This window comes from Sphingobium sp. UBA5915 (genome assembly GCF_002431195.1).
GTDB classification, from domain to species: domain Bacteria; phylum Pseudomonadota; class Alphaproteobacteria; order Sphingomonadales; family Sphingomonadaceae; genus Sphingobium; species Sphingobium soli.
The window spans coordinates 12810-29472 of sequence record NZ_DJDV01000058.1; the positions used below are offsets into that span (position 1 = coordinate 12810).

Sequence of the window (16663 nt, forward strand, 5' to 3'; positions counted from 1 at the left end):
CGCCCGCGCCCCTCGCGAAAGGAGTGCGGCAGCGTGAGCAATATTCCATACGCGAGCCTTGCTGACATGCAGGCATGGGCTGAAGCCGTAATGGCGCGCAATCCCGACTTCATCATAGGTGACGACTATATGCGTCGCTGGTGGGTGATCCCGCGCAACAAGTCCTGCAACGTCTACCTGCACGACATTCGGCAGTCCGACGACGACCGGGCCATGCACGATCACCCGTGGGCTAATACCAGCTTTCTCATCGCCGGTACCTATATCGAGCATACGCCGGAAGGCATTTTTACCCGTGTTGCCGGTGACGTGATCGAACGCGCTGCCAATGCGCTGCATCGCCTTGAGGTCATCCCCGGTCAACGCGCCATCTCGCTTTTCATGACTGGCCCGACAGTTCGCGAGTGGGGCTTTGCCTGCCCGAAAGGTTGGGTCCACTGGACTGACTTCGTGGACGCTCGCGATGCGGGGCAAATCGGTCGTGGCTGCGGAGAGTACGCATGACCCGCGCCCCCGCTCCAAGCCCCGACTTCCTCTGCCGCGCCTGCAAGCGCCGGATCGACGTATGCACATGCCCGGACGTGGTCGCCGCTGGCGTCGTGCCGAGCGGGAGGGGGTGAGGGATGGCTGTTATCCAGGTTCAGCATTCGTCCGACCATGATCATGACGGAAAATGGTTCGATATTGAGCATGTCGCTGATGACTGGGTTAGCGAGATTGGGCTGGATCGCGAAGCTTACATAGCCACGCGCATGGCGACGTTCCGGAAAGCCTACGGTCGTCCTGTCAGATTGGTCGAGGCCTAAATGCCCCACCACCCGCAAAGCAACGGCAGCGATGGGTTGGGCACTGCACTCCCCCACACCAGCGCGCCCCATGCTGGTGCCGACGCCCGCCGCGAACCCTCTCCCACCATGCCGGGCGTCGGGAATGTTTCTGTCAATCACGTAGATCATGGGATTTGAGATAATGACTGAGCGGAACAACATCTCATCTCGCACATGCGAAATCACGCAGGCGGTGGAAGCGGGCCAACTGGCGATGTTTCGCCTTGCCGAGCGCAATCACGGCCTGTCGCTCAAGATCCTCGCGCTGGAGAGCGGCATCCCTCACGGGACGCTGCGCTCCTACGCGCAGGGCACGGCAATGCCGGTGTCCGCGCTGGTGAAGCTGTCGGGCGTGATCCCGAACGAACTGACCAGCCTCATGCTCGATCCGGGCGGCAAGGTTCTCGCTGATGCGGAACAGGACGAAACGGACATCGATGATCTGGCCCGCGCCGCCGTCGATATCCTCCAGCGCTATGTTTCCGCGCGCCACCCTGATGGGCCTGGTGGCATCCGCATCGTCCATAGCGAGGTGTCAGACATCAAGATGGCCGCTGCCGGACTACAGGATCGTGCGGGGAAGGTCGCATGAGCCAGAACCGTAGCACCGCTGTCATGCAGCGCCGCGTTGAGGCGCATAACTCGCTGGACGATTTCCCTACGCCGCCTTGGGCGACGCGCGCGCTGTGCGAATGGCTTGGGTCAGAGCTGGGCACTGATTTGTCAGCAATGGCTGTGCGCGAGCCGTGCGCAAATCGCGGTTTTATGGTTAGGCCGCTTGGAGAGTATTTCGGCGCGGTCATAGCGAGCGACGTTCACGATTACGGCTATGGTTTTGCGATCGAGGACTTCCTGTTTCCAGGACAGATTCCGCCAGTCGATTTCACATGCATGAACCCTCCTTTTCGGCTGGCAGAGCAATTTGTCGAGCGCGCGCTGGCAACATCACGCGTGGGGTGCGCCGCTATCCTTCGCAGCGCCTTCCTTGAAGGGGTTGGTCGTTTCGAGCGCCTCTATTCCAATCGCCCCCCGTCGTTCGTTTTGCAATTTGCTGAGCGAGTTCCGATGGTCAAGGGGCGCGTAGATCCTGAAGCAGCCAGCGCGACGTCATATGCATGGCTTATCTGGTTGCATGACCAGCCAGAATCCCGGCTTCGCTGGATTGCCCCGTGCCGCAAGCGCCTGGAGCGCGCCACCGACTATCCGGACGCCGCCGCATGACCCCGCCCGCCACCATGCAGGATGCCGTCAAGGAAGCGGCGCGGAAGGCGCGGCGGGATCGCGTGCCGCAATATCGGCACATGAGCGACCGGGCCGCGCATCAAATGGCGATGAAGGCTGCGCGGGAGCAGGCTCGATGATCCGCGCTCTCCTCAACCGCTGGGCTGCCCGCCGCCTGTCCGCCGTCGCACGTGAGCATCGCTTGTCGGAGCGGGAGCGTGTGCGGGCAAAGGCTCGCCAGATGCGCGACCAGCTTGACCTCCCGCCTCTCCCTATTCTTGGCCGAGAGGGAAATTGAGCATGTCCGTTCGTGAAGTATGGATGCCGGTCCCCGATTATGACGGGCTTTATGAGGCCAGTAATCTTGGCGCGATCCGGCGTGTTGGATCCGATCAACCATTAATCCAAGTGGACGGTGGCAACGGCTACCTTGTGGTGAGCCTGTCGCGAGACGGTGTTACCCGCATGTTTCGGGTTCATCGGATCATTCTGACCGCATTCTGCGGTGCAGAGCCATTCGATGGAGCAGTAGCCGCGCATAACGATGGCATACGTTCGAACTGCCAGCTTACCAATCTTCGCTGGGCCACCCCAATCGAAAACCAGGCTGACCGGAAACGGCACGGTACGCATATCTGTGGAGCCGATGTTTTCGGGGCGAAACTTACTGACGAACGTGTCCGGGAAATTCGTGCGCTGATAGCCAAAGGCTACCGAGGGCCGCAGATCGCAAAGTCATTCGGCGTGTCCGTCTCGACAATTCATCTCATCCGCAACAATCGAATTTGGAGGCATGTCGCATGAGTGACAATGTAGCTGTTGAAGTCCTGCGCCAGCACATCGAGGCCATCGAACGGCTAGAATCCGAGAAGACCGGAATCGGTGACGACATCAAGGACCGATATTCCGCGCTGAAGGCTGAGGGCTTCGACGTTAAGGCGTGCCGCAAGCTGGTCGCCATGCGGAAGAAGCGCACCGATGAGCGCACGCAAGAAGAGGCTGTGCTGGCGACCTATGCCGCGGCGCTGAATATGCAGCTGGGGTTTGATATCTGACCGTGCGTATCGAACTGCCTTGGCCACCGAAGCAGCTGATGCCGAACTTCAAGCGCCGGCACCACTGGTCGAAGTATAGCGGTGCGACCCGCTATTACCGCAAGACCTGCTGGGCGCTATCGCTGAACCTTCTCGACGCCTCGGACATGGAGGCTTTGCCGCTTGTCATCACGTTCAACCCACCTGATCGCCGGCGGCGCGATGACGATGGATGCATTGGCGCGTTCAAAGCGGGCCGGGATGGCTTGGCAGACGCCTTCCGCTGCGACGACAATATTTTCCGTCCGACCTATCGCTTTGGCGAGCCGGTAAAGGGCGGACGCGTAACGGTGGAGGTGCTGCCGGCATGACCACCATAGAGCGCGCCTCTGTCCTTTCTGGCGTTCCTGTGTGGCTTCTGCGAAGCGACTGCCGCTTGCGTGGCCTGTGCCTCGTTCGCTTCGCTGTCATGGCCGCCATGCGTCGTAAGGGAATGACCCTGCCGGCGATAGGTCATGCCATGCGCCGCGATCACAGCACGGTCCTGTCCGGCATCCGCAAGGCCGATGATTATGCGGCGCGCTACCCTCGGTTCATGGCTTTTGTGGAGGCGCTGGCGTGAGCATCCGCATTATGTCCGAGGTGTGGGATATCGACCTGCCCGACAGCGAAAAGCTGGTAGCGCTCGCCCTTGCGGACTGGTGCAACGATCAGGGCGAATGCTGGCCATCGGTTCCACAGATCGCCCGCAAGTGCAGCAAGAGCGAGCGGACTGTTCAAGGCGTCACCGCTTCGCTCGAAGCCAAGGGCCATCTCACTCGGTTGATGATCCCAGGCAGGGGCTGCCGATACCACCTTCACCCCCGCAAGGAATGCACCACAACCCCCGCAGCCACTGCACCAGTAAACCCCCGCAAGCGCTGCGCCCCCGCAAAGAATGCACCGGTGCAGGGAACGACAGATACCCCCGCAGCCGCTGCGCCCAATACGTCAGTAACCACCATATCCTCAGAAGCTAAAGCTTCTTCGGATAGGCGCGCGAAGCCTGTGAACGAAAATTGGCACAGACTTCCTGAGGGCTGGACGCCAACCAAACCCCTGCCGACCGAATTGGCAGCTAGGGTCACGCAGTGGCCACCAGGCAAAATCGAAAACGAGTTGAGCGCCCTCCATGATTGGGCGGCGAACGCCAGCAACGAGCGCGGGAAGGGCCGAAAGCTGGATTGGGACAAGGCATACCACGGCTGGCTGAGGCGGGCCGACGAAGATTGGAGGCGACGGAATGGATCAGGATCAAGACCAGTTCAGCAATCCCCGGACGGACGCGCCATGGGACGAACAGAAGCGGCAGCACGCCAAGCTCTTGCGCGCCTCTCTGGAGGAGGAGGTTTCAGCCCTTCAGGCCAAGCTCTCCCCTCGCCCGATGGACGAAATCATGGCGGCCCTGTCGCGTTGCCTGACTCTGACCGCCCCTTCCGGCATGTCGCAGGAAGATAGGTTGGAATGGCTCACCGTTGCGGCGATGGAGTTGACCGCTGTGCCATCGGTGATCTTCGATGACGCCTGCGCAGAAGCCCGACGGACCTGCGACCATCCCTCGAAGATCGTGCCGGCTATCATCGGCTATAAGCCGCCTGTCTGGCTATCGCAGGGGTTCTTGCGGTCCCGATTGCATGAGGCGCAGCGCAAGCTGGAAAACGTAAATGCCCCGCGCATCGAGCAACAGCAGGATGATGAGGAAGATCGCCGCGGCGTCGCAAGCAGCATGGGCGAATTGCTCAAGGAAATGCAGGCCAAGATGGCCGCGCAGGGCCAGGTCTGATGCAATGCCCGCCAACCCAGGCCGCAACCCCTTCGCTGGCAATGACAGTCCGCCGCTGGTGGACATCCGCTATCGCTGCGGCCTCGTCGCTCGCGCTGTCGATCCGAACAAGCGCAGGTGGACGCCATGGCCAGGGAGGACGGACAGCTTCGACATCGTATCGTGGCAGCCGGCGACAGGCAAGGATTACGAGCTGGTCTGGCCGACCTGATTGGGCGGAGTTTTATTGGAGGGTGATGGAATGGTGAGCATCCACGTCACCCGTCACGCTGCGGATCGGTATCGCGAGAGAGTGTGCGACACTACTCATGACCAAGCGGTCGCAGCACTCTCAAGCGCGACGATCCAGCGAGCAGCAAGTTTCGGTGCCCGGCATGTCATCCTGAGCGGCGGTCAGAGGGTCGTGATCCAGGACGGGCGCGTCATTACGGTACTGCCCAAGGGATGGAGCAAGGCATGTGCGATCAAGGAGCGGGAATGATGGCAAGCGTGGCGCGTGACTGGCAGGCTATGGAAATGCTGCCCGACGATCGGCGGGACGGTCGCGATGTGCTGCTGTGGGCCGATGGATATGCGGCGATATGCTCATGGTGCGATGGATGGCGCGATGCCGTTGGGCGCGAGATCATGGCGCCGGCGGCTTGGGCCGATATTGTGGAACCGGAAGGAGTTGGGGGATGAGACCCTACCCGCCTGAAGATTTAACGACGTTCTCGGAAATTGAAATGGCGGACCGATTCATCCCCGCGCCCGACGTGCTGGACTGGCTGCGCGACACATTTCTGGATGTGGGGAGCGAACTGTTCAACGCCGATCACGCTCACCTGCGCGACGCCAAGCTGGGCATCCTCTGGACCAATTGCGACAACAGCCGGAACATGCGCAGCGTGATTGGCCAGGCCGAATTGATGCCGCCCATGGCGATGGGGAAGTGGCAGCGTGCGCGAGCCATGCAGCAGGTGGAAGAATGGTTCGGCGGTATGCCGGACTTCTTGATCACCTTCAGCGCACCGGCTGCGCACGGGATGGACGACGCATCGTTCTGTGCCTTGGTCGAGCATGAGCTTTATCACTGCGCACAGAAGATGGACGAGTTCGGGATGCCCAAGTTCAAGCAGGACGGAACGCCGTCCTTTGCGATCCGCGGGCATGACGTGGAAGAGTTCGTCGGCGTCGTGGCCCGCTATGGGGCGATCGATCCCGGCGTCGCTGCCATGGCCGAAGTCGCGAAACATAAGCCGCTGATTGGCGCGGCATCAATCGCTGGAGCGTGCGGCACATGCCTGCGCACGGCAGCTTGACGGACATTTGACGCATGGCATCCCGGCAACCCACAATCCCAGACGAGATCAAGCGCTTCATCATTAACGCGCTGGCAGCCTTTGATACGCCCAGCCAGGTCGTTGCGGCGGTGAAGGAAGAGTTCGGCGTTGAGGTGTCACGTCAAGCGGTCGAGGGGCACGACCCGACCAAGCACGCTGGCCGCAATCTAGCGGCGAAATGGCGCGAGATGTTTGAAGCGTCGCGGGCAGGCTTCATCAACGAGGCGACAGCTGTCCCGATCGCTCACAGGTCCACGCGCCTTCGCGCGCTCTATCGCATGGCTCAGGCTGCTGAGCGCAAGGGCAACTATCCGCTAGCCGCAGCTCTCAATAAGCAGGCGGCCGAAGAGATGGGTAATGCTTATACCAACCGACGCGAGCTGACGGGGCGGAATGGCGGCCCGATCCAAACCGAGGACCGCACCCCCGCAAACCTGATCGAGGAGGCGAAGCGCCTTGGCATCGACCCTGCCGCAATCGGCCTCTGACGATCGTGCTGCACGGCTTGCCCTGCTCGCCGCAGTCGTTGCCGATCGAAAGGCCAAGGCGCTGGCGCCGGAAGGGAAGCTGCTGGACTTCGCACGCTGGTATTTCCCCGAGCGCGAGGGGATGGAGTTCATCGAAGGCCCGCATCATCGCGTTATCGGCGAGACGCTGGACCGGGTGCTGGCAGGCGAGATCACGCGGCTGATCATCACCGTTCCGCCGGGCTACACCAAGACCGAAGCTGCGGTGGTGAACTTCATCGCCAAGGGCTTCCATGTGAACCCGAAAGCCCGCTTCATTCACTCCACCTTTTCCGATGATCTGGCGCGCGAGAACAGCGACAAGGTGCTGCAGCTGATCGCGCTCGATTCCTACCAGTCGGTTCGCGCCGTGTCCGTCCGCGTGGATAGCAAGGCCAAGGACAGGTGGAAGACTGTCGAGGGCGGCGGGATGCTCGCCAAAGCCGCTGGCGGCCCTATCACCGGCTTCCGCGCCGGCTACATGGATCGCAGCATCTTCACCGGGGCGCTGGTGATTGACGATCCGCTCAAGCCTGATGACGCATTCTCGGTCGCCAAGCGCAAGACGGTGAACCAGCGCGCGACCAACACCTTCCGTTCGCGCCTTGCCCATGATGATGTGCCGATCATCGTCATCATGCAGAGGCTTCATGCGGATGACTTCGTTGGGCACTTGCTGACCGGAGGCACCGGCGAAAAGTGGCATCATCTCAATCTGCCGGTGATCATCAACAACGCGGACACATACCCGCCGGAATGGACGCACGGCATCCCGATCGATCACGGCTTGCCCGATGGCCCGCTATGGGATGAAAAACATGATGAGGCGGAAATCGAAGTGCTGAAGGCTGACGCCTACACCTTCGCCAGTCAGTATATGCAGCGTCCCGTTTCGATCGAGGGCGCGCTGTTCGACATGAGCGGCTTCCGGTTCTGGAGCGAGCTTCCGGCGTTCGAATATTACACGATCTACGCCGACACCGCGCAAAAGACCGGGGAGCGCAATGACTATTCCGTCATCCAGCTATGGGGGAAGGCGCCGGCGGGGATTTATCTTGTCGATCAGGTTCGCGGTAAATGGGAGGCGCCCGAGCTGGAAAAGACCGCGCTCGCTTTCTGGGCCAAGCACAAGGGCAAGAACGTGCGCGGCTTCAAGGTGGAGGACAAGGTGTCGGGCACTGGCCTGATCCAGCAACTTCGCCGCCAAGGGGTTCCGATCAGCGGCATTCCGCGCGGCACGGACAAGAACAAATTCACGCGCGGCCTTGATGCGGCACCATGGATCGCAACAGGCATGGTCCACCTCCCCGCCGATGCAAACTGGAAGACGGCGCTTTTGGCTGAGCTTCAGATGTTCGACGGACTAGGGACCGGGCACGATGACCAGGTTGACCCGCTCATGGATGCGGTTGCCGAGATGCTGGGCGAGATGAACAGCAAGTCGGGCTGGTTCTTGTAAGCAACATCATTGCGAATTATCGCGCCATGAAGTAACTATCTTTCATGGTCGGACAATCATCCATCATCGGCAATGCAGCAACGTTCATGCGCGACAGGGTTCGTCGCATGTTTCCGTGGGCCTACGCGGCCAGTTCAAAGCATGACTACGCCAAGGATTATGGATGGCCCGAATGCCTTGAGTTCGAGCATTTCCACCGCCTCTATAAACGTTCGAGCCTTGCTGCCGCAGCGGTTGACAAGACGATCGCTAAGACCTGGCAGACGATGCCGGCAATTTGGGAAGGCGAGACGCCCGGAGAGACGCCAGCGGAAGCGGATATCTCCAAGCACTTCGCCAAGCGAAACCTCTGGCGCGCGCTTATGGACGCGGATCGCCGCAGTATGGTCGGGTGCTATGCCGGCGCTATCCTGCTGCTACGCGATGGCAAGACGCTGGATCAGCCTGTTGACCGCGTCGCCAAGGGCATCGAAAGCCTTTCGTCGATCATCCCGGCATGGGAGGGGCAGCTAACCGTTGCCGAATGGGATCAGGACGAGACCAGCGAAACCTATGGCGACCCGCTGTTCTTCCAGTTCGATGAGCAAGCCGTAGGCGATCCGCAGAATGTCGGCCGTCGGCAAGTCCGCATCCATCGCGATCGCATCCTGATTTTCTCTGACGATGGGACGGTGAATTGCTCGTCTGCGCTCGAGCCGGGTTTCAATGACGTGTCCGACGCCGAGAAAATCAAGGGGGCTGGGGGCGAAGGCTTCTGGAAGTCGGCTCGTGGCGCTCCGATGCTCGAAAGCAAAGACGGCTTGAGCATCGAGGATATGATGCGCGGCATGGGTGTGGCAACGCCAGATGAAATCCGTGACAAGCTCAATGACAAGGTTGATGAGTTTCAAGCTGGATTTGACAAGGCGTTCATGTTGTCGGGCTTCACCGCCAAGCCGCTCACCATCACCCTGCCCCAGCCCAAGGAGTTCTGGGAACCGTGCGTCCAGTCATTCGCCGCGTCCATGTCGATCCCGTTCAAGGTTTTGGTCGGCAACATCACTGGTGAGCGCGCTAGCACCGAGGACGCGGCGGAATGGGCGCAGACCAACATGGCCCGGCGCGCAAACCGCATCGTGCCTATCCTCAACGACATGCTTGATCGCCTCGTCCGCTGGGGCGTGCTGGAGGCAAGGCCGTGGACGATCGGATGGGACGATCTGCTAGACGCCTCGCCTGACGAAAAGATCGACCGCGCCGTCAAGATGGCGACCATCAACCAGACGCTGGGCAGTGAGCCTGCGTTCATGGCTGACGAAATTCGTGAGGCCGCCGGCTTCAAGCCTGCCGATGAGGTCAAGGGATTCGATGAGTTTCTGCGCGACCGACAGGAACGGCAGCGTCGTGCAGCGGAAGATGGGCCGGTTCAGACTATTCCCGATGAGGTGACGGAATGAATTTTCCTGATCATCTTGTGGCCGGCAAAGTGCCGCCATGCCGCATCTTTCTTGACGGTGTAGAGCAAGAGAAAGTCGTGGAAGCGCATCTGTCCGAAGCGTGGCTAATCAAGTTTGTTGCTGATGAAGACGGTATGCCACTCGTCAATGGCGACAAATTTGCAACTGAGCGATTGTCCGGCGTCGTCACGGCCGAATGGATCGAGGAATGACCATGAGCAAACAAGTCCGCGTAAACGTCCGCCACGCGATCAACAGCGCAGCAATCCGCCGTGAGCGCCGCGACGGCCGGGATTACATCATCGTGCCCAGCGCAACCATGCCCGATGGGATCGTCATGAACCGGGTGCGCTATCCCGCAGACGAGATTGCCAAGGCGTTCGGCAGTCTGGAAAACACGCCCGCCCCGCTTGGTCACCCGACCATCGAAGGCACATTCGTGTCGGCGAAAGACCCTGAGGGCCTGGCACGCGGGTGGATCGGGGCATGGAACCGGAACGTCCGCCGCGAGCAAGGGCGCGTGTTCGTTGACAAGGTGATCGACGTGGCGACCGCTAACCAGCTCGACGGCGGCAAGGCGGTGCTTGAGGCGATCGAAAAGGGTGCGCCGATCCACAGCAGCACCGGCCTCTATGCAATGATGACTGCGGTGGAAGGCGAAGACGGCGTGGATTGGGAGGCGTCGGAAATCGTCTTCGATCATGACGCGATCCTCCTTGGCGAAGAAGGGGCGGCGACCCCGGCGCAGGGCGTCGGCCTCATGGTCAATGCCGCGTCCGCACCCGACGGCGAAAAAATCGACGTGATCAACTCGTCATTCGCCGACGACATCGACCGGGAGATTGACTGGTCCGTTGATAGTTTATTGCGCGCAGTTGAACGAAAAGAACGTTTGCCATTGCTTGAACGCATTAAAACAATTATCGTGCGAGCAGTTCAGGGCGACCCGACGCCCGAAACCACACCGGGCGCTGCCCTGAACGCAGAGGACGAACCTATGGATAAGGCTCAGTTTGACGAGCTTTCGGGCAAGGTGGCGGCGCTGGCCGAAACCGTGTCCGGCCTTGATGAAAAGATCGGAACCGCAGTCGCGAACGCGCTCAAGCCGATGCTTGATGCGCAGGAAGCGCAGGCGCGGGCCGCCAAGGACAAGGAAGAGGCTGATCGCCTCGAACTGGTCAACAAGGTGGTGGAAGCTGGCTTGCTTGATGAGTCTGTCGCGAAAGAGGCGACCGCTCCGGTGCTGAACGCGCTGCTCTCCACCGCGCCGAAGCAGGCCCCTGCCATCCGCCTCAACGGCGCATTCACGGGCAATGGCGGCAAGCAGCCCGTCTACGCTCTTCCTGAGGGGGACTGATCCATGGCACGTTACTCTCGCATCCATCTCGGCCCGGCGCGCAAGAACGACCCGCAGGTTCGTGAAGCCGAAGCAGCCGCAGCCATTCTGCCGGGTTCGCTTGTCGTCCTGAACGGCGCTGGTCGCTTTGCACTGGCCGGCGCAACCACGGTAGGCAAGGTCTGGCTCGCGCAGGAAAACTATCTGGCGCAGAAGGGCGTCGATGTGGCTTACACCGCTTATGCCGCCGGCCCTCCGGTGGTTGACGGTGACACGGTGATCGGCCTCGAAATGCAGGACGACACGCACTATGCGGCGCGCGTTGCAACCGGCGTCAACATCACCGCAGCCGGCACGGCTCTGACGCCCGGCGCTAACGGCACGCTCGCCATTGCTTCGACCAGCGACCTTGTGGTGGCCTATTCGGACGAAGCCTACAACAACACCAGTGGCAGCAGCCAGCTTGTCCGCGTCCGCCCGGCGGCGTCGGCTAGCTACCTGTCCGCGTCGGCATAAGGGGCAAGGTCAATGCGTTATTTCTCGAAAAACCTGGTCGCGAACAGCCGGCCCCATCAGGCATGGTGGAATCAGGTCAACGCCCAGCGCGACGCATTCATTGCGGCCGAAGGTGCTTTGGCTCCGCTCATGGCCAATGCCTTGGGCGTCGCAAATGCCGCTGCGGTTCTGCCGCGCGACGCATGGTTGGAGATGGACACGATCACCCGCCGCGTGATGCGCGACGATGAAGGCCAGACCTACATGGCTGACCTGATGCCGCTCGCCCGCCCGATCAACATCGGCAAGATCGTGTTCCAGCATCGTGTTTCAGGTGATGCCGGCCTCGTTCGCCGTTCGATCAGCGGCAAGGTGCCAGAGGTGCTCGGCAAGGTCGATTATGACTACCGCAACACGCTCGTTCCGATCTTCAACACCGGCTATGGCCGTTCATGGCGCGAATGGAATGGCCTCCAGTCGGAGAATTTCGACGCTCTGGCCGACGACCAGGAAGCACATACCGCTGCGATCCGCGAGGATATGGCGGACTATGCGCTCGATGGCGACCTGACGATGAAGTTCGAAGGAGCGACGGGCTATGGCATCCGCAACCATCCCTATGCGAAGGCGATCAACCTCGGCTCCGGTGCCGGCGGTGCGAACATCGACCTCACCGACCCGACGACCACCGCCGACGAGATCGACGCTTTCTTCACCGGGGCGTTCGGGGCGATGCTGGATGCCAATCTCATCACGGCTCCGGTCAACCTCTACATCTCCCCCGAAATCGCCCGCAATTGGGATCGTCAGTATTCGGGTGCAGCCGGGTTCAAGGGTGGTCGGATCATGGACTTCCTGCTCACCAACCGCCGCATCGCGAAGATTGCGGTCACCTACAAGCTGTCGGGCAACGAGTTCTTCGGGTTCGTGCCCAACAGCAACTATATCCGACCGCTTATCGGCATGGCGGTTTCGACCACGGCGGCGGTTCGCCTCAACCCCGTGGACGATTACAACTTCCTTGTCATGGGCGCGATGGGCCTCGATATCCGGGCCGACATCAACGGCAAGTCCGGCGTGTTCTACAGCACCGTCGTGAACTGATCGGGCCATCCCGGCACGTAAGGTCTGAGGGGGCGGGGCTTAACGGTCCCGCCCTTTTGCATAGGAGAATGGACATGAAGATCAGGATCATCGCGGGCGGCATCTTCGGAGCGTTGGGCGAATTGCCGATCGGCACCGAACTCGAAGTTAGGGAAGCGCCGGCAGGTTGGGCCGGGCGGTATGAAATCGTCGGCAAAGAGCCGGCGAAGGAAGCGCAGCCCGTCACCAACCCCGCGAAGGACGAAGAAGGCGAAAAGCCGACGCGCCGCGCTCGCCCGAAGGATTGACGCATGGCCGCCTACGGCACCGACCAAGGCTTCACCGATTGGCTGGCGGAACAGGGCTATTCCCTGCCCCCGTCAGCCCCATCGCCTGCCGTCCTGCGCGCGCGTGGGAGCGCCTATGTTGATGGCTATGAGGCATTTTGGACCGGCTATCGCACCAATGGCGTGATGCAGGAACTTGCCTGGCCGCGCACCGGGGCGACGGTGAACTGCGTGCAACCTGTCCCTGTCGATGCAATCCCGCCCGCAGTGGTGAACGCATCCTATCGCGCTGGCTGGCTTGACGCACAAACACCCGGCATCCTCATCGGATCGTCTGCATCCCTTGGTCAGCGGGTCAAGCGCGAGCTGGTTGAGGGCGCTGTCGATGTCGAATATTTTGATGACGGCAAGGCAGAGCGTAGTGGCGGCCCGTCGTTCATAGACAGCCAGATCGACGGGTGGCTGTCCGCCTTCATCTGTGACGACAGCAAGGGCATGGCGTTCATGTGGACGCTGGGAAGCTGACATGGCTGACATTTACGAGCGGATGCGGGCGACTGCCCAGCGCCTCCTGGCACCGACCAGCCAAGGCGGATACGGGCAAGGCAGCATCTTGCTTGTTACCGAAATCGACGGACCCCCGCCATCGCTGCCATGGGAGCCGCCTGCCACATCGACGCGGCAAGTCACGGTCCTGAGCGGTGCCGTTCGCGGCGTCGGTAAGGAACTGATCGGGGCACCTGTTGAAACTGGCGGCCAGATCGTGGCGACCGACCTGCAAGTCATCGTCGCGCCTTGGGGTGGCGAATATGATCCGGGTCAGGTGATGGAGATTGACGGCGCGCCCGTCACCATCCTCAAGGTCGAGAATATTCCCGCTGCCGGAACGGTCGTGGCGATCCGCTTTCTGGTGCGCCGATGAACGACGACCTTCAAGACCTGATTGACCAGCTCGAACCAGCGCTGGCGGCGGCATTCATCGCGGCAATCGCCTTTCTGCGGGCGGGCATAAACTTCCCCGCCCTGCTTTCGGCGTTGCGGGACAACAATATCGACGCCGCGATTGACGCCCTCAACATCGACCGCGGCGCTTTCTCGGAATATGCGCTGGAGCGTCAATCGGGTTTCGCGAAGGCCGGCGCGGTCACTTCCGATGCCCTGACCAAGGATCGGGTAGCGTTCTTCCGCCGTGAAAGTCGCGATCCGTTCATTCGCTCGCCCGACATTGCCCCCGATCCTTCGGGGCCTGGCGGGCCGACGCGGACACCCCCCCCTTCCCTGTCGTTGGACGGGCCTGAGCCGACCAACATCATGTTTCGCTTCGACATGACGAACCCGCGTGCAGAATCGAAGATCAGGACCGAGGCAGCGTCCCGTGTCGTCGGCTATGTAGACGAACAGGTCGAAACGGCGCGCAAGGTTATCGCGGACGGATTCCGGCGCGGCGACGGGCCGCAGACAATCGCTACCGACATCGCGGGCCGGGTCAATCCGATCAGCGGAAAGCGCGAAGGCGGAATTATCGGCCTGTCCGATCCGCAGGCTGGCTATGTTGATAGCATGCGCCAACGTCTTCTGTCTGGCGACCCCGACGAGATGGTGAAGGTGTTGGGCCGGTTCAGCGATGGCAAATGGGTTGAGGGCACGGGCCAGACCTTGCGTGACCGGCGCTATGACCGCTCGATCATGAAGGCGATCCGCGATGTCGCTGCCGGCAAACCCAACCCGCTCACCCGTGACAAAATTGATGAGATGGTCGCGAAATATAGTGACCGCCTGCTAGCCCGGCGCGCGGAGGATGTGGCGCGCACGGAAACGGCGCAGGGCGTCATGTCGGCGCGGGCCGAGGCGACGCGGCAAGCGCTCGACAAGGCTGGATTGCCTGTTGAGGCGGTCACGAAAGAATGGCGTCACCTTGGCGGGATTGATGACGCGCGCGATACGCACCTTGCGATGAACGGCCGCACGGTCGACGGACTGGACGCGCCGTTCATTCTGCCCGATGGATCGGTCATGCAGCACAGCCACGATCCGCAGGGCGGCGCTCGCAACAACGTCAACTGCCGGTGCGGGACCGACTTCGACATTGATTGGGCCTACGGGCTTTAAGGAGGCGAATATGGCGTGCGTGAATTGCCAGAAAATCCGAAGCGCGATCCTGCATGGCAAGATGGCAGAGGCGGCGGGCCTCACCGTCGAAGCCCTGCGCGCGAAATTCAACATCGCCAACCCACATGAGGAAACCGTGGAAGGTCTGCGCACAACGATCGCAATAGATCCCGCGTCCGATCATCGCGCAGAGGAAGCGAAGCCGACGCCACGCAAGAAAGGCCGCTGAAATGGCGGGGTGGCAGGGCGTCGATCCTGCGAAGTGGGCGGGCAATCTCTCGACAGTCGGGCTAACCGCCCTGCTGCGCAACAGCGTCCAGGCTCTTGCCAAGGAGGCAGGCAACACCATCCCGAATGGCGGGCGCGTGCCGGTTAAGACGGGCAATCTGGCGCGGTCGGTGGTGATCGACAACAAGCCGCCGCAGATCATCGAAGGATTGGCCACGGGCGACTATTCGTTGGGGCTGGCAGCGATCAAGCCGGGGGATACGATCTATATCGGGTGGCAGGCAAAATATGCGCGCCGGCAGAATTATGGATTCGTCGGTGCTGATAGCCTTGGCCGCGTCTATAATCAGGCAGGATATGGTTTCGCCGAAGCGGCGGCTGCGAAATGGCCGCAGATCGTTGAGGCTGAGGCGCGAAAGATGAGGACCGGATAATGCCCAGCATCGAAACCACCGACTGGCTAGCCCTCCGCAGCAGAGTCGACACCCTCATCACTGATCCGGTGATCCCAATCTACGATCCCGGCGCACTGGTGACACCGCCCAAGGACGGTAGCAACAACCCCCTGCCCTTCATCCTGCTATCCGACGCGACGAACGATCCGCAGCGGATTGGCCTTTCCTCGCGTGGCATCCACGGCGTCGATCATATCCGCACCGGCACGCTCATGCTCACCTTGCAATGGCCGATCGCGCGCGACGTTAGTCATGCCCAGATCAAGGAAATAGCTGGCCAGATCGCAGCGCACTTCCCGGCTGACGCCTGCATGACCTATGGGCAGTCGCGGTTGCGCGTCACGCAGGACGCAGCGGCGATGCAGGCTTATGTCGGTGGCGCTTATCGGGTCGCTGTGGTGCGGGTTTTCTGGTCGAGCATTTGATGCTAGTCTTGGCGCGCTGCGGGTAGCTCAGGTGAAGAGCGCCGCCCCGATGGCGGAGGTCGCGATAGCTACTTGCATGTCGCCCCGCAGCACACTTTCATGCCAAACCCCACTATGGTATGACCTTGTCATGGTTGACCCGAAGAAAATAGGCAGCGATTTCCGCATTAGCCTTAGCGATGACATTGGGCATTTTGTGCCCCTAAAGTCACTCCGTGAACGTGCCGTAGAACGGGGCTATACCGATCTTCGCTTCGACCCGGAGACGATGAGTTGGGGCTATCATAAGCTAGATCAGGCAGTTGGCGAAGATGGTCGAACCTACACGAAAGTTGTCCTCCCATGACCCCGCTTGAACGCGCCGCGCGGGCTATTGCTAGAATGGACGCCGAGTTCACCTATGGCACTGCCTGCACAGACGCGGATCGTGCCGCATGCGAGCTGGAATGGCGAGAATATCTGGCTAATGTCTGCGCCGTCCTCACCGCGATCCGAGAGCCGAACAATCGCATGATCGGTGCAGGCAGGGTTGTGCTTCAGGAGGGCGAGCGCAAGACGGTCGAAGCGTATCAAGCCATGATCGACGCCATGCTGGAGGAAGGCTAGTCATCCAAGCGG

At 61.2% G+C, this 16663-nt stretch carries 29 protein-coding genes and 1 pseudogene; all 30 read left to right on the forward strand.

Annotation, left to right across the window (positions count from 1 at the left end; all coding sequences use genetic code 11):
• Nucleotides 1-33: 33 nt before the first annotated feature.
• The 30 genes and pseudogenes from B2V90_RS10180 to B2V90_RS10320 all read left to right on the forward strand — a co-directional run bounded on the left by B2V90_RS10180 (nucleotide 34) and on the right by B2V90_RS10320 (nucleotide 16651).
• The gene (locus B2V90_RS10180; protein WP_293921095.1) at nucleotides 34-504 is read left to right on the forward strand and encodes a hypothetical protein; all 471 of its coding nucleotides are present in this window, start codon (nucleotides 34-36) and stop codon (nucleotides 502-504) included.
• Nucleotides 505-623: 119 nt separating this feature from the next.
• Nucleotides 624-806: a hypothetical protein gene (locus tag B2V90_RS10185; RefSeq protein ID WP_293921097.1), complete on the forward strand. Its 183-nt coding sequence runs from the start codon at nucleotides 624-626 to the stop codon at nucleotides 804-806.
• Nucleotides 807-969: 163 nt separating this feature from the next.
• A complete protein-coding gene (locus B2V90_RS10190; protein ID WP_293921099.1) occupies nucleotides 970-1419 on the forward strand; it encodes a hypothetical protein in 450 nt (149 codons plus the stop codon).
• Entirely contained in the window at nucleotides 1416-2048 is a 633-nt protein-coding gene (locus B2V90_RS10195; protein WP_293921101.1) for a hypothetical protein, read from the forward strand. Before B2V90_RS10190 ends, B2V90_RS10195 begins: the two co-directional genes overlap by 4 nt.
• On the forward strand, nucleotides 2045-2188 hold the full coding sequence (locus tag B2V90_RS10200; RefSeq protein ID WP_293921103.1) for a hypothetical protein: 144 nt from the start codon (nucleotides 2045-2047) through the stop codon (nucleotides 2186-2188). The genes B2V90_RS10195 and B2V90_RS10200 overlap by 4 nt, the downstream gene beginning before the upstream one ends.
• 160 nt (nucleotides 2189-2348) lie before the next feature.
• On the forward strand, nucleotides 2349-2852 hold the full coding sequence (locus tag B2V90_RS10205) for an HNH endonuclease (protein WP_293921105.1): 504 nt from the start codon (nucleotides 2349-2351) through the stop codon (nucleotides 2850-2852).
• Complete coding sequence (locus B2V90_RS10210) at nucleotides 2849-3103, forward strand: DUF2312 domain-containing protein (protein WP_293921107.1); 255 nt, start codon at nucleotides 2849-2851, stop codon at nucleotides 3101-3103. The genes B2V90_RS10205 and B2V90_RS10210 overlap by 4 nt, the downstream gene beginning before the upstream one ends.
• A gap of 38 nt (nucleotides 3104-3141) precedes the next feature.
• Nucleotides 3142-3453 (forward strand): hypothetical protein, encoded by a 312-nt coding sequence (locus B2V90_RS10215; RefSeq protein WP_293921109.1) that lies wholly within the window; start codon nucleotides 3142-3144, stop codon nucleotides 3451-3453.
• Nucleotides 3450-3704, forward strand: a complete 255-nt coding sequence (locus tag B2V90_RS10220) for a helix-turn-helix domain-containing protein (protein WP_293921111.1) — start codon at nucleotides 3450-3452, stop codon at nucleotides 3702-3704. Before B2V90_RS10215 ends, B2V90_RS10220 begins: the two co-directional genes overlap by 4 nt.
• A gap of 11 nt (nucleotides 3705-3715) precedes the next feature.
• Nucleotides 3716-3886, forward strand: a pseudogene (locus B2V90_RS23150) (helix-turn-helix domain-containing protein); the annotation flags it as partial.
• 478 nt (nucleotides 3887-4364) lie between these two features.
• The gene (locus B2V90_RS10225) at nucleotides 4365-4904 is read left to right on the forward strand and encodes a hypothetical protein (protein WP_293921113.1); all 540 of its coding nucleotides are present in this window, start codon (nucleotides 4365-4367) and stop codon (nucleotides 4902-4904) included.
• Nucleotides 4905-4908: 4 nt separating this feature from the next.
• On the forward strand, nucleotides 4909-5115 hold the full coding sequence (locus B2V90_RS10230; protein ID WP_293921115.1) for a hypothetical protein: 207 nt from the start codon (nucleotides 4909-4911) through the stop codon (nucleotides 5113-5115).
• Nucleotides 5116-5145: 30 nt separating this feature from the next.
• Nucleotides 5146-5385, forward strand: a complete 240-nt coding sequence (locus tag B2V90_RS10235) for a hypothetical protein (RefSeq protein ID WP_293921117.1) — start codon at nucleotides 5146-5148, stop codon at nucleotides 5383-5385.
• Nucleotides 5382-5585 (forward strand): hypothetical protein, encoded by a 204-nt coding sequence (locus tag B2V90_RS10240; protein WP_293921119.1) that lies wholly within the window; start codon nucleotides 5382-5384, stop codon nucleotides 5583-5585. The genes B2V90_RS10235 and B2V90_RS10240 overlap by 4 nt, the downstream gene beginning before the upstream one ends.
• Nucleotides 5586-5659: 74 nt before the next feature.
• Nucleotides 5660-6205 carry a putative metallopeptidase gene (locus B2V90_RS10245; RefSeq protein WP_293921121.1) on the forward strand — a complete coding sequence of 182 codons (546 nt, stop codon included), beginning with the start codon at nucleotides 5660-5662 and terminating at the stop codon, nucleotides 6203-6205.
• 14 nt (nucleotides 6206-6219) lie between these two features.
• The gene (locus B2V90_RS10250; RefSeq protein WP_293921123.1) at nucleotides 6220-6714 is read left to right on the forward strand and encodes a DUF2280 domain-containing protein; all 495 of its coding nucleotides are present in this window, start codon (nucleotides 6220-6222) and stop codon (nucleotides 6712-6714) included.
• Nucleotides 6683-8191, forward strand: a complete 1509-nt coding sequence (gene terL, locus B2V90_RS10255) for a phage terminase large subunit (protein WP_293921125.1) — start codon at nucleotides 6683-6685, stop codon at nucleotides 8189-8191. The genes B2V90_RS10250 and terL overlap by 32 nt, the downstream gene beginning before the upstream one ends.
• Before the next feature lie 86 nt (nucleotides 8192-8277).
• Complete coding sequence (locus B2V90_RS10260) at nucleotides 8278-9627, forward strand: anti-CBASS protein Acb1 family protein (RefSeq protein ID WP_293921127.1); 1350 nt, start codon at nucleotides 8278-8280, stop codon at nucleotides 9625-9627.
• On the forward strand, nucleotides 9624-9839 hold the full coding sequence (locus B2V90_RS10265; protein ID WP_293921129.1) for a hypothetical protein: 216 nt from the start codon (nucleotides 9624-9626) through the stop codon (nucleotides 9837-9839). The genes B2V90_RS10260 and B2V90_RS10265 overlap by 4 nt, the downstream gene beginning before the upstream one ends.
• The gene (locus B2V90_RS10270) at nucleotides 9836-10984 is read left to right on the forward strand and encodes a hypothetical protein (protein WP_293921131.1); all 1149 of its coding nucleotides are present in this window, start codon (nucleotides 9836-9838) and stop codon (nucleotides 10982-10984) included. The genes B2V90_RS10265 and B2V90_RS10270 overlap by 4 nt, the downstream gene beginning before the upstream one ends.
• A gap of 3 nt (nucleotides 10985-10987) precedes the next feature.
• A complete protein-coding gene (locus B2V90_RS10275) occupies nucleotides 10988-11479 on the forward strand; it encodes a hypothetical protein (protein ID WP_293921133.1) in 492 nt (163 codons plus the stop codon).
• 12 nt (nucleotides 11480-11491) lie between these two features.
• On the forward strand, nucleotides 11492-12562 hold the full coding sequence (locus B2V90_RS10280; RefSeq protein ID WP_293921135.1) for a major capsid protein: 1071 nt from the start codon (nucleotides 11492-11494) through the stop codon (nucleotides 12560-12562).
• 74 nt (nucleotides 12563-12636) lie between these two features.
• A complete protein-coding gene (locus B2V90_RS10285) occupies nucleotides 12637-12849 on the forward strand; it encodes a hypothetical protein (protein ID WP_293921137.1) in 213 nt (70 codons plus the stop codon).
• 3 nt (nucleotides 12850-12852) lie between these two features.
• A complete protein-coding gene (locus B2V90_RS10290; protein ID WP_293921139.1) occupies nucleotides 12853-13353 on the forward strand; it encodes a DnaT-like ssDNA-binding protein in 501 nt (166 codons plus the stop codon).
• Nucleotide 13354: 1 nt separating this feature from the next.
• Nucleotides 13355-13750, forward strand: a complete 396-nt coding sequence (locus tag B2V90_RS10295) for a hypothetical protein (RefSeq protein WP_293921140.1) — start codon at nucleotides 13355-13357, stop codon at nucleotides 13748-13750.
• Entirely contained in the window at nucleotides 13747-14937 is a 1191-nt protein-coding gene (locus tag B2V90_RS10300) for a hypothetical protein (RefSeq protein WP_293921141.1), read from the forward strand. The genes B2V90_RS10295 and B2V90_RS10300 overlap by 4 nt, the downstream gene beginning before the upstream one ends.
• Before the next feature lie 10 nt (nucleotides 14938-14947).
• Nucleotides 14948-15166, forward strand: a complete 219-nt coding sequence (locus tag B2V90_RS10305) for a hypothetical protein (protein WP_293921142.1) — start codon at nucleotides 14948-14950, stop codon at nucleotides 15164-15166.
• 1 nt (nucleotide 15167) lies between these two features.
• A complete protein-coding gene (locus B2V90_RS10310) occupies nucleotides 15168-15599 on the forward strand; it encodes a hypothetical protein (RefSeq protein WP_293921143.1) in 432 nt (143 codons plus the stop codon).
• The gene (locus B2V90_RS10315) at nucleotides 15599-16045 is read left to right on the forward strand and encodes a phage tail terminator-like protein (protein WP_293921145.1); all 447 of its coding nucleotides are present in this window, start codon (nucleotides 15599-15601) and stop codon (nucleotides 16043-16045) included. Before B2V90_RS10310 ends, B2V90_RS10315 begins: the two co-directional genes overlap by 1 nt.
• Nucleotides 16046-16387: 342 nt before the next feature.
• A complete protein-coding gene (locus B2V90_RS10320) occupies nucleotides 16388-16651 on the forward strand; it encodes a hypothetical protein (RefSeq protein ID WP_293921147.1) in 264 nt (87 codons plus the stop codon).
• Nucleotides 16652-16663 lie beyond the last annotated feature (12 nt).

Coding starts and splice junctions, on each gene's coding strand:
- B2V90_RS10220 (WP_293921111.1), top strand. CDS start 3,450: ATGACCACCATAGAGCGCGCCTCTGTCCTTTCTGGCGTTCCTGTGTGG.
- B2V90_RS10315 (WP_293921145.1), top strand. CDS start 15,599: ATGCCCAGCATCGAAACCACCGACTGGCTAGCCCTCCGCAGCAGAGTC.
- B2V90_RS10310 (WP_293921143.1), top strand. CDS start 15,168: ATGGCGGGGTGGCAGGGCGTCGATCCTGCGAAGTGGGCGGGCAATCTC.
- B2V90_RS10200 (WP_293921103.1), top strand. CDS start 2,045: ATGACCCCGCCCGCCACCATGCAGGATGCCGTCAAGGAAGCGGCGCGG.
- B2V90_RS10225 (WP_293921113.1), top strand. CDS start 4,365: ATGGATCAGGATCAAGACCAGTTCAGCAATCCCCGGACGGACGCGCCA.
- B2V90_RS10300 (WP_293921141.1), top strand. CDS start 13,747: ATGAACGACGACCTTCAAGACCTGATTGACCAGCTCGAACCAGCGCTG.
- B2V90_RS10250 (WP_293921123.1), top strand. CDS start 6,220: ATGGCATCCCGGCAACCCACAATCCCAGACGAGATCAAGCGCTTCATC.
- B2V90_RS10320 (WP_293921147.1), top strand. CDS start 16,388: ATGACCCCGCTTGAACGCGCCGCGCGGGCTATTGCTAGAATGGACGCC.
- B2V90_RS10265 (WP_293921129.1), top strand. CDS start 9,624: ATGAATTTTCCTGATCATCTTGTGGCCGGCAAAGTGCCGCCATGCCGC.
- B2V90_RS10215 (WP_293921109.1), top strand. CDS start 3,142: ATGCCGAACTTCAAGCGCCGGCACCACTGGTCGAAGTATAGCGGTGCG.
- B2V90_RS10275 (WP_293921133.1), top strand. CDS start 10,988: ATGGCACGTTACTCTCGCATCCATCTCGGCCCGGCGCGCAAGAACGAC.
- B2V90_RS10195 (WP_293921101.1), top strand. CDS start 1,416: ATGAGCCAGAACCGTAGCACCGCTGTCATGCAGCGCCGCGTTGAGGCG.
- B2V90_RS10290 (WP_293921139.1), top strand. CDS start 12,853: ATGGCCGCCTACGGCACCGACCAAGGCTTCACCGATTGGCTGGCGGAA.
- B2V90_RS10295 (WP_293921140.1), top strand. CDS start 13,355: ATGGCTGACATTTACGAGCGGATGCGGGCGACTGCCCAGCGCCTCCTG.
- B2V90_RS10305 (WP_293921142.1), top strand. CDS start 14,948: ATGGCGTGCGTGAATTGCCAGAAAATCCGAAGCGCGATCCTGCATGGC.
- B2V90_RS10280 (WP_293921135.1), top strand. CDS start 11,492: ATGCGTTATTTCTCGAAAAACCTGGTCGCGAACAGCCGGCCCCATCAG.
- B2V90_RS10285 (WP_293921137.1), top strand. CDS start 12,637: ATGAAGATCAGGATCATCGCGGGCGGCATCTTCGGAGCGTTGGGCGAA.
- B2V90_RS10235 (WP_293921117.1), top strand. CDS start 5,146: ATGGTGAGCATCCACGTCACCCGTCACGCTGCGGATCGGTATCGCGAG.
- B2V90_RS10240 (WP_293921119.1), top strand. CDS start 5,382: ATGATGGCAAGCGTGGCGCGTGACTGGCAGGCTATGGAAATGCTGCCC.
- B2V90_RS10270 (WP_293921131.1), top strand. CDS start 9,836: ATGACCATGAGCAAACAAGTCCGCGTAAACGTCCGCCACGCGATCAAC.
- B2V90_RS10205 (WP_293921105.1), top strand. CDS start 2,349: ATGTCCGTTCGTGAAGTATGGATGCCGGTCCCCGATTATGACGGGCTT.
- B2V90_RS10190 (WP_293921099.1), top strand. CDS start 970: ATGACTGAGCGGAACAACATCTCATCTCGCACATGCGAAATCACGCAG.
- B2V90_RS10185 (WP_293921097.1), top strand. CDS start 624: ATGGCTGTTATCCAGGTTCAGCATTCGTCCGACCATGATCATGACGGA.
- B2V90_RS10210 (WP_293921107.1), top strand. CDS start 2,849: ATGAGTGACAATGTAGCTGTTGAAGTCCTGCGCCAGCACATCGAGGCC.
- B2V90_RS10230 (WP_293921115.1), top strand. CDS start 4,909: ATGCCCGCCAACCCAGGCCGCAACCCCTTCGCTGGCAATGACAGTCCG.
- B2V90_RS10260 (WP_293921127.1), top strand. CDS start 8,278: ATGCGCGACAGGGTTCGTCGCATGTTTCCGTGGGCCTACGCGGCCAGT.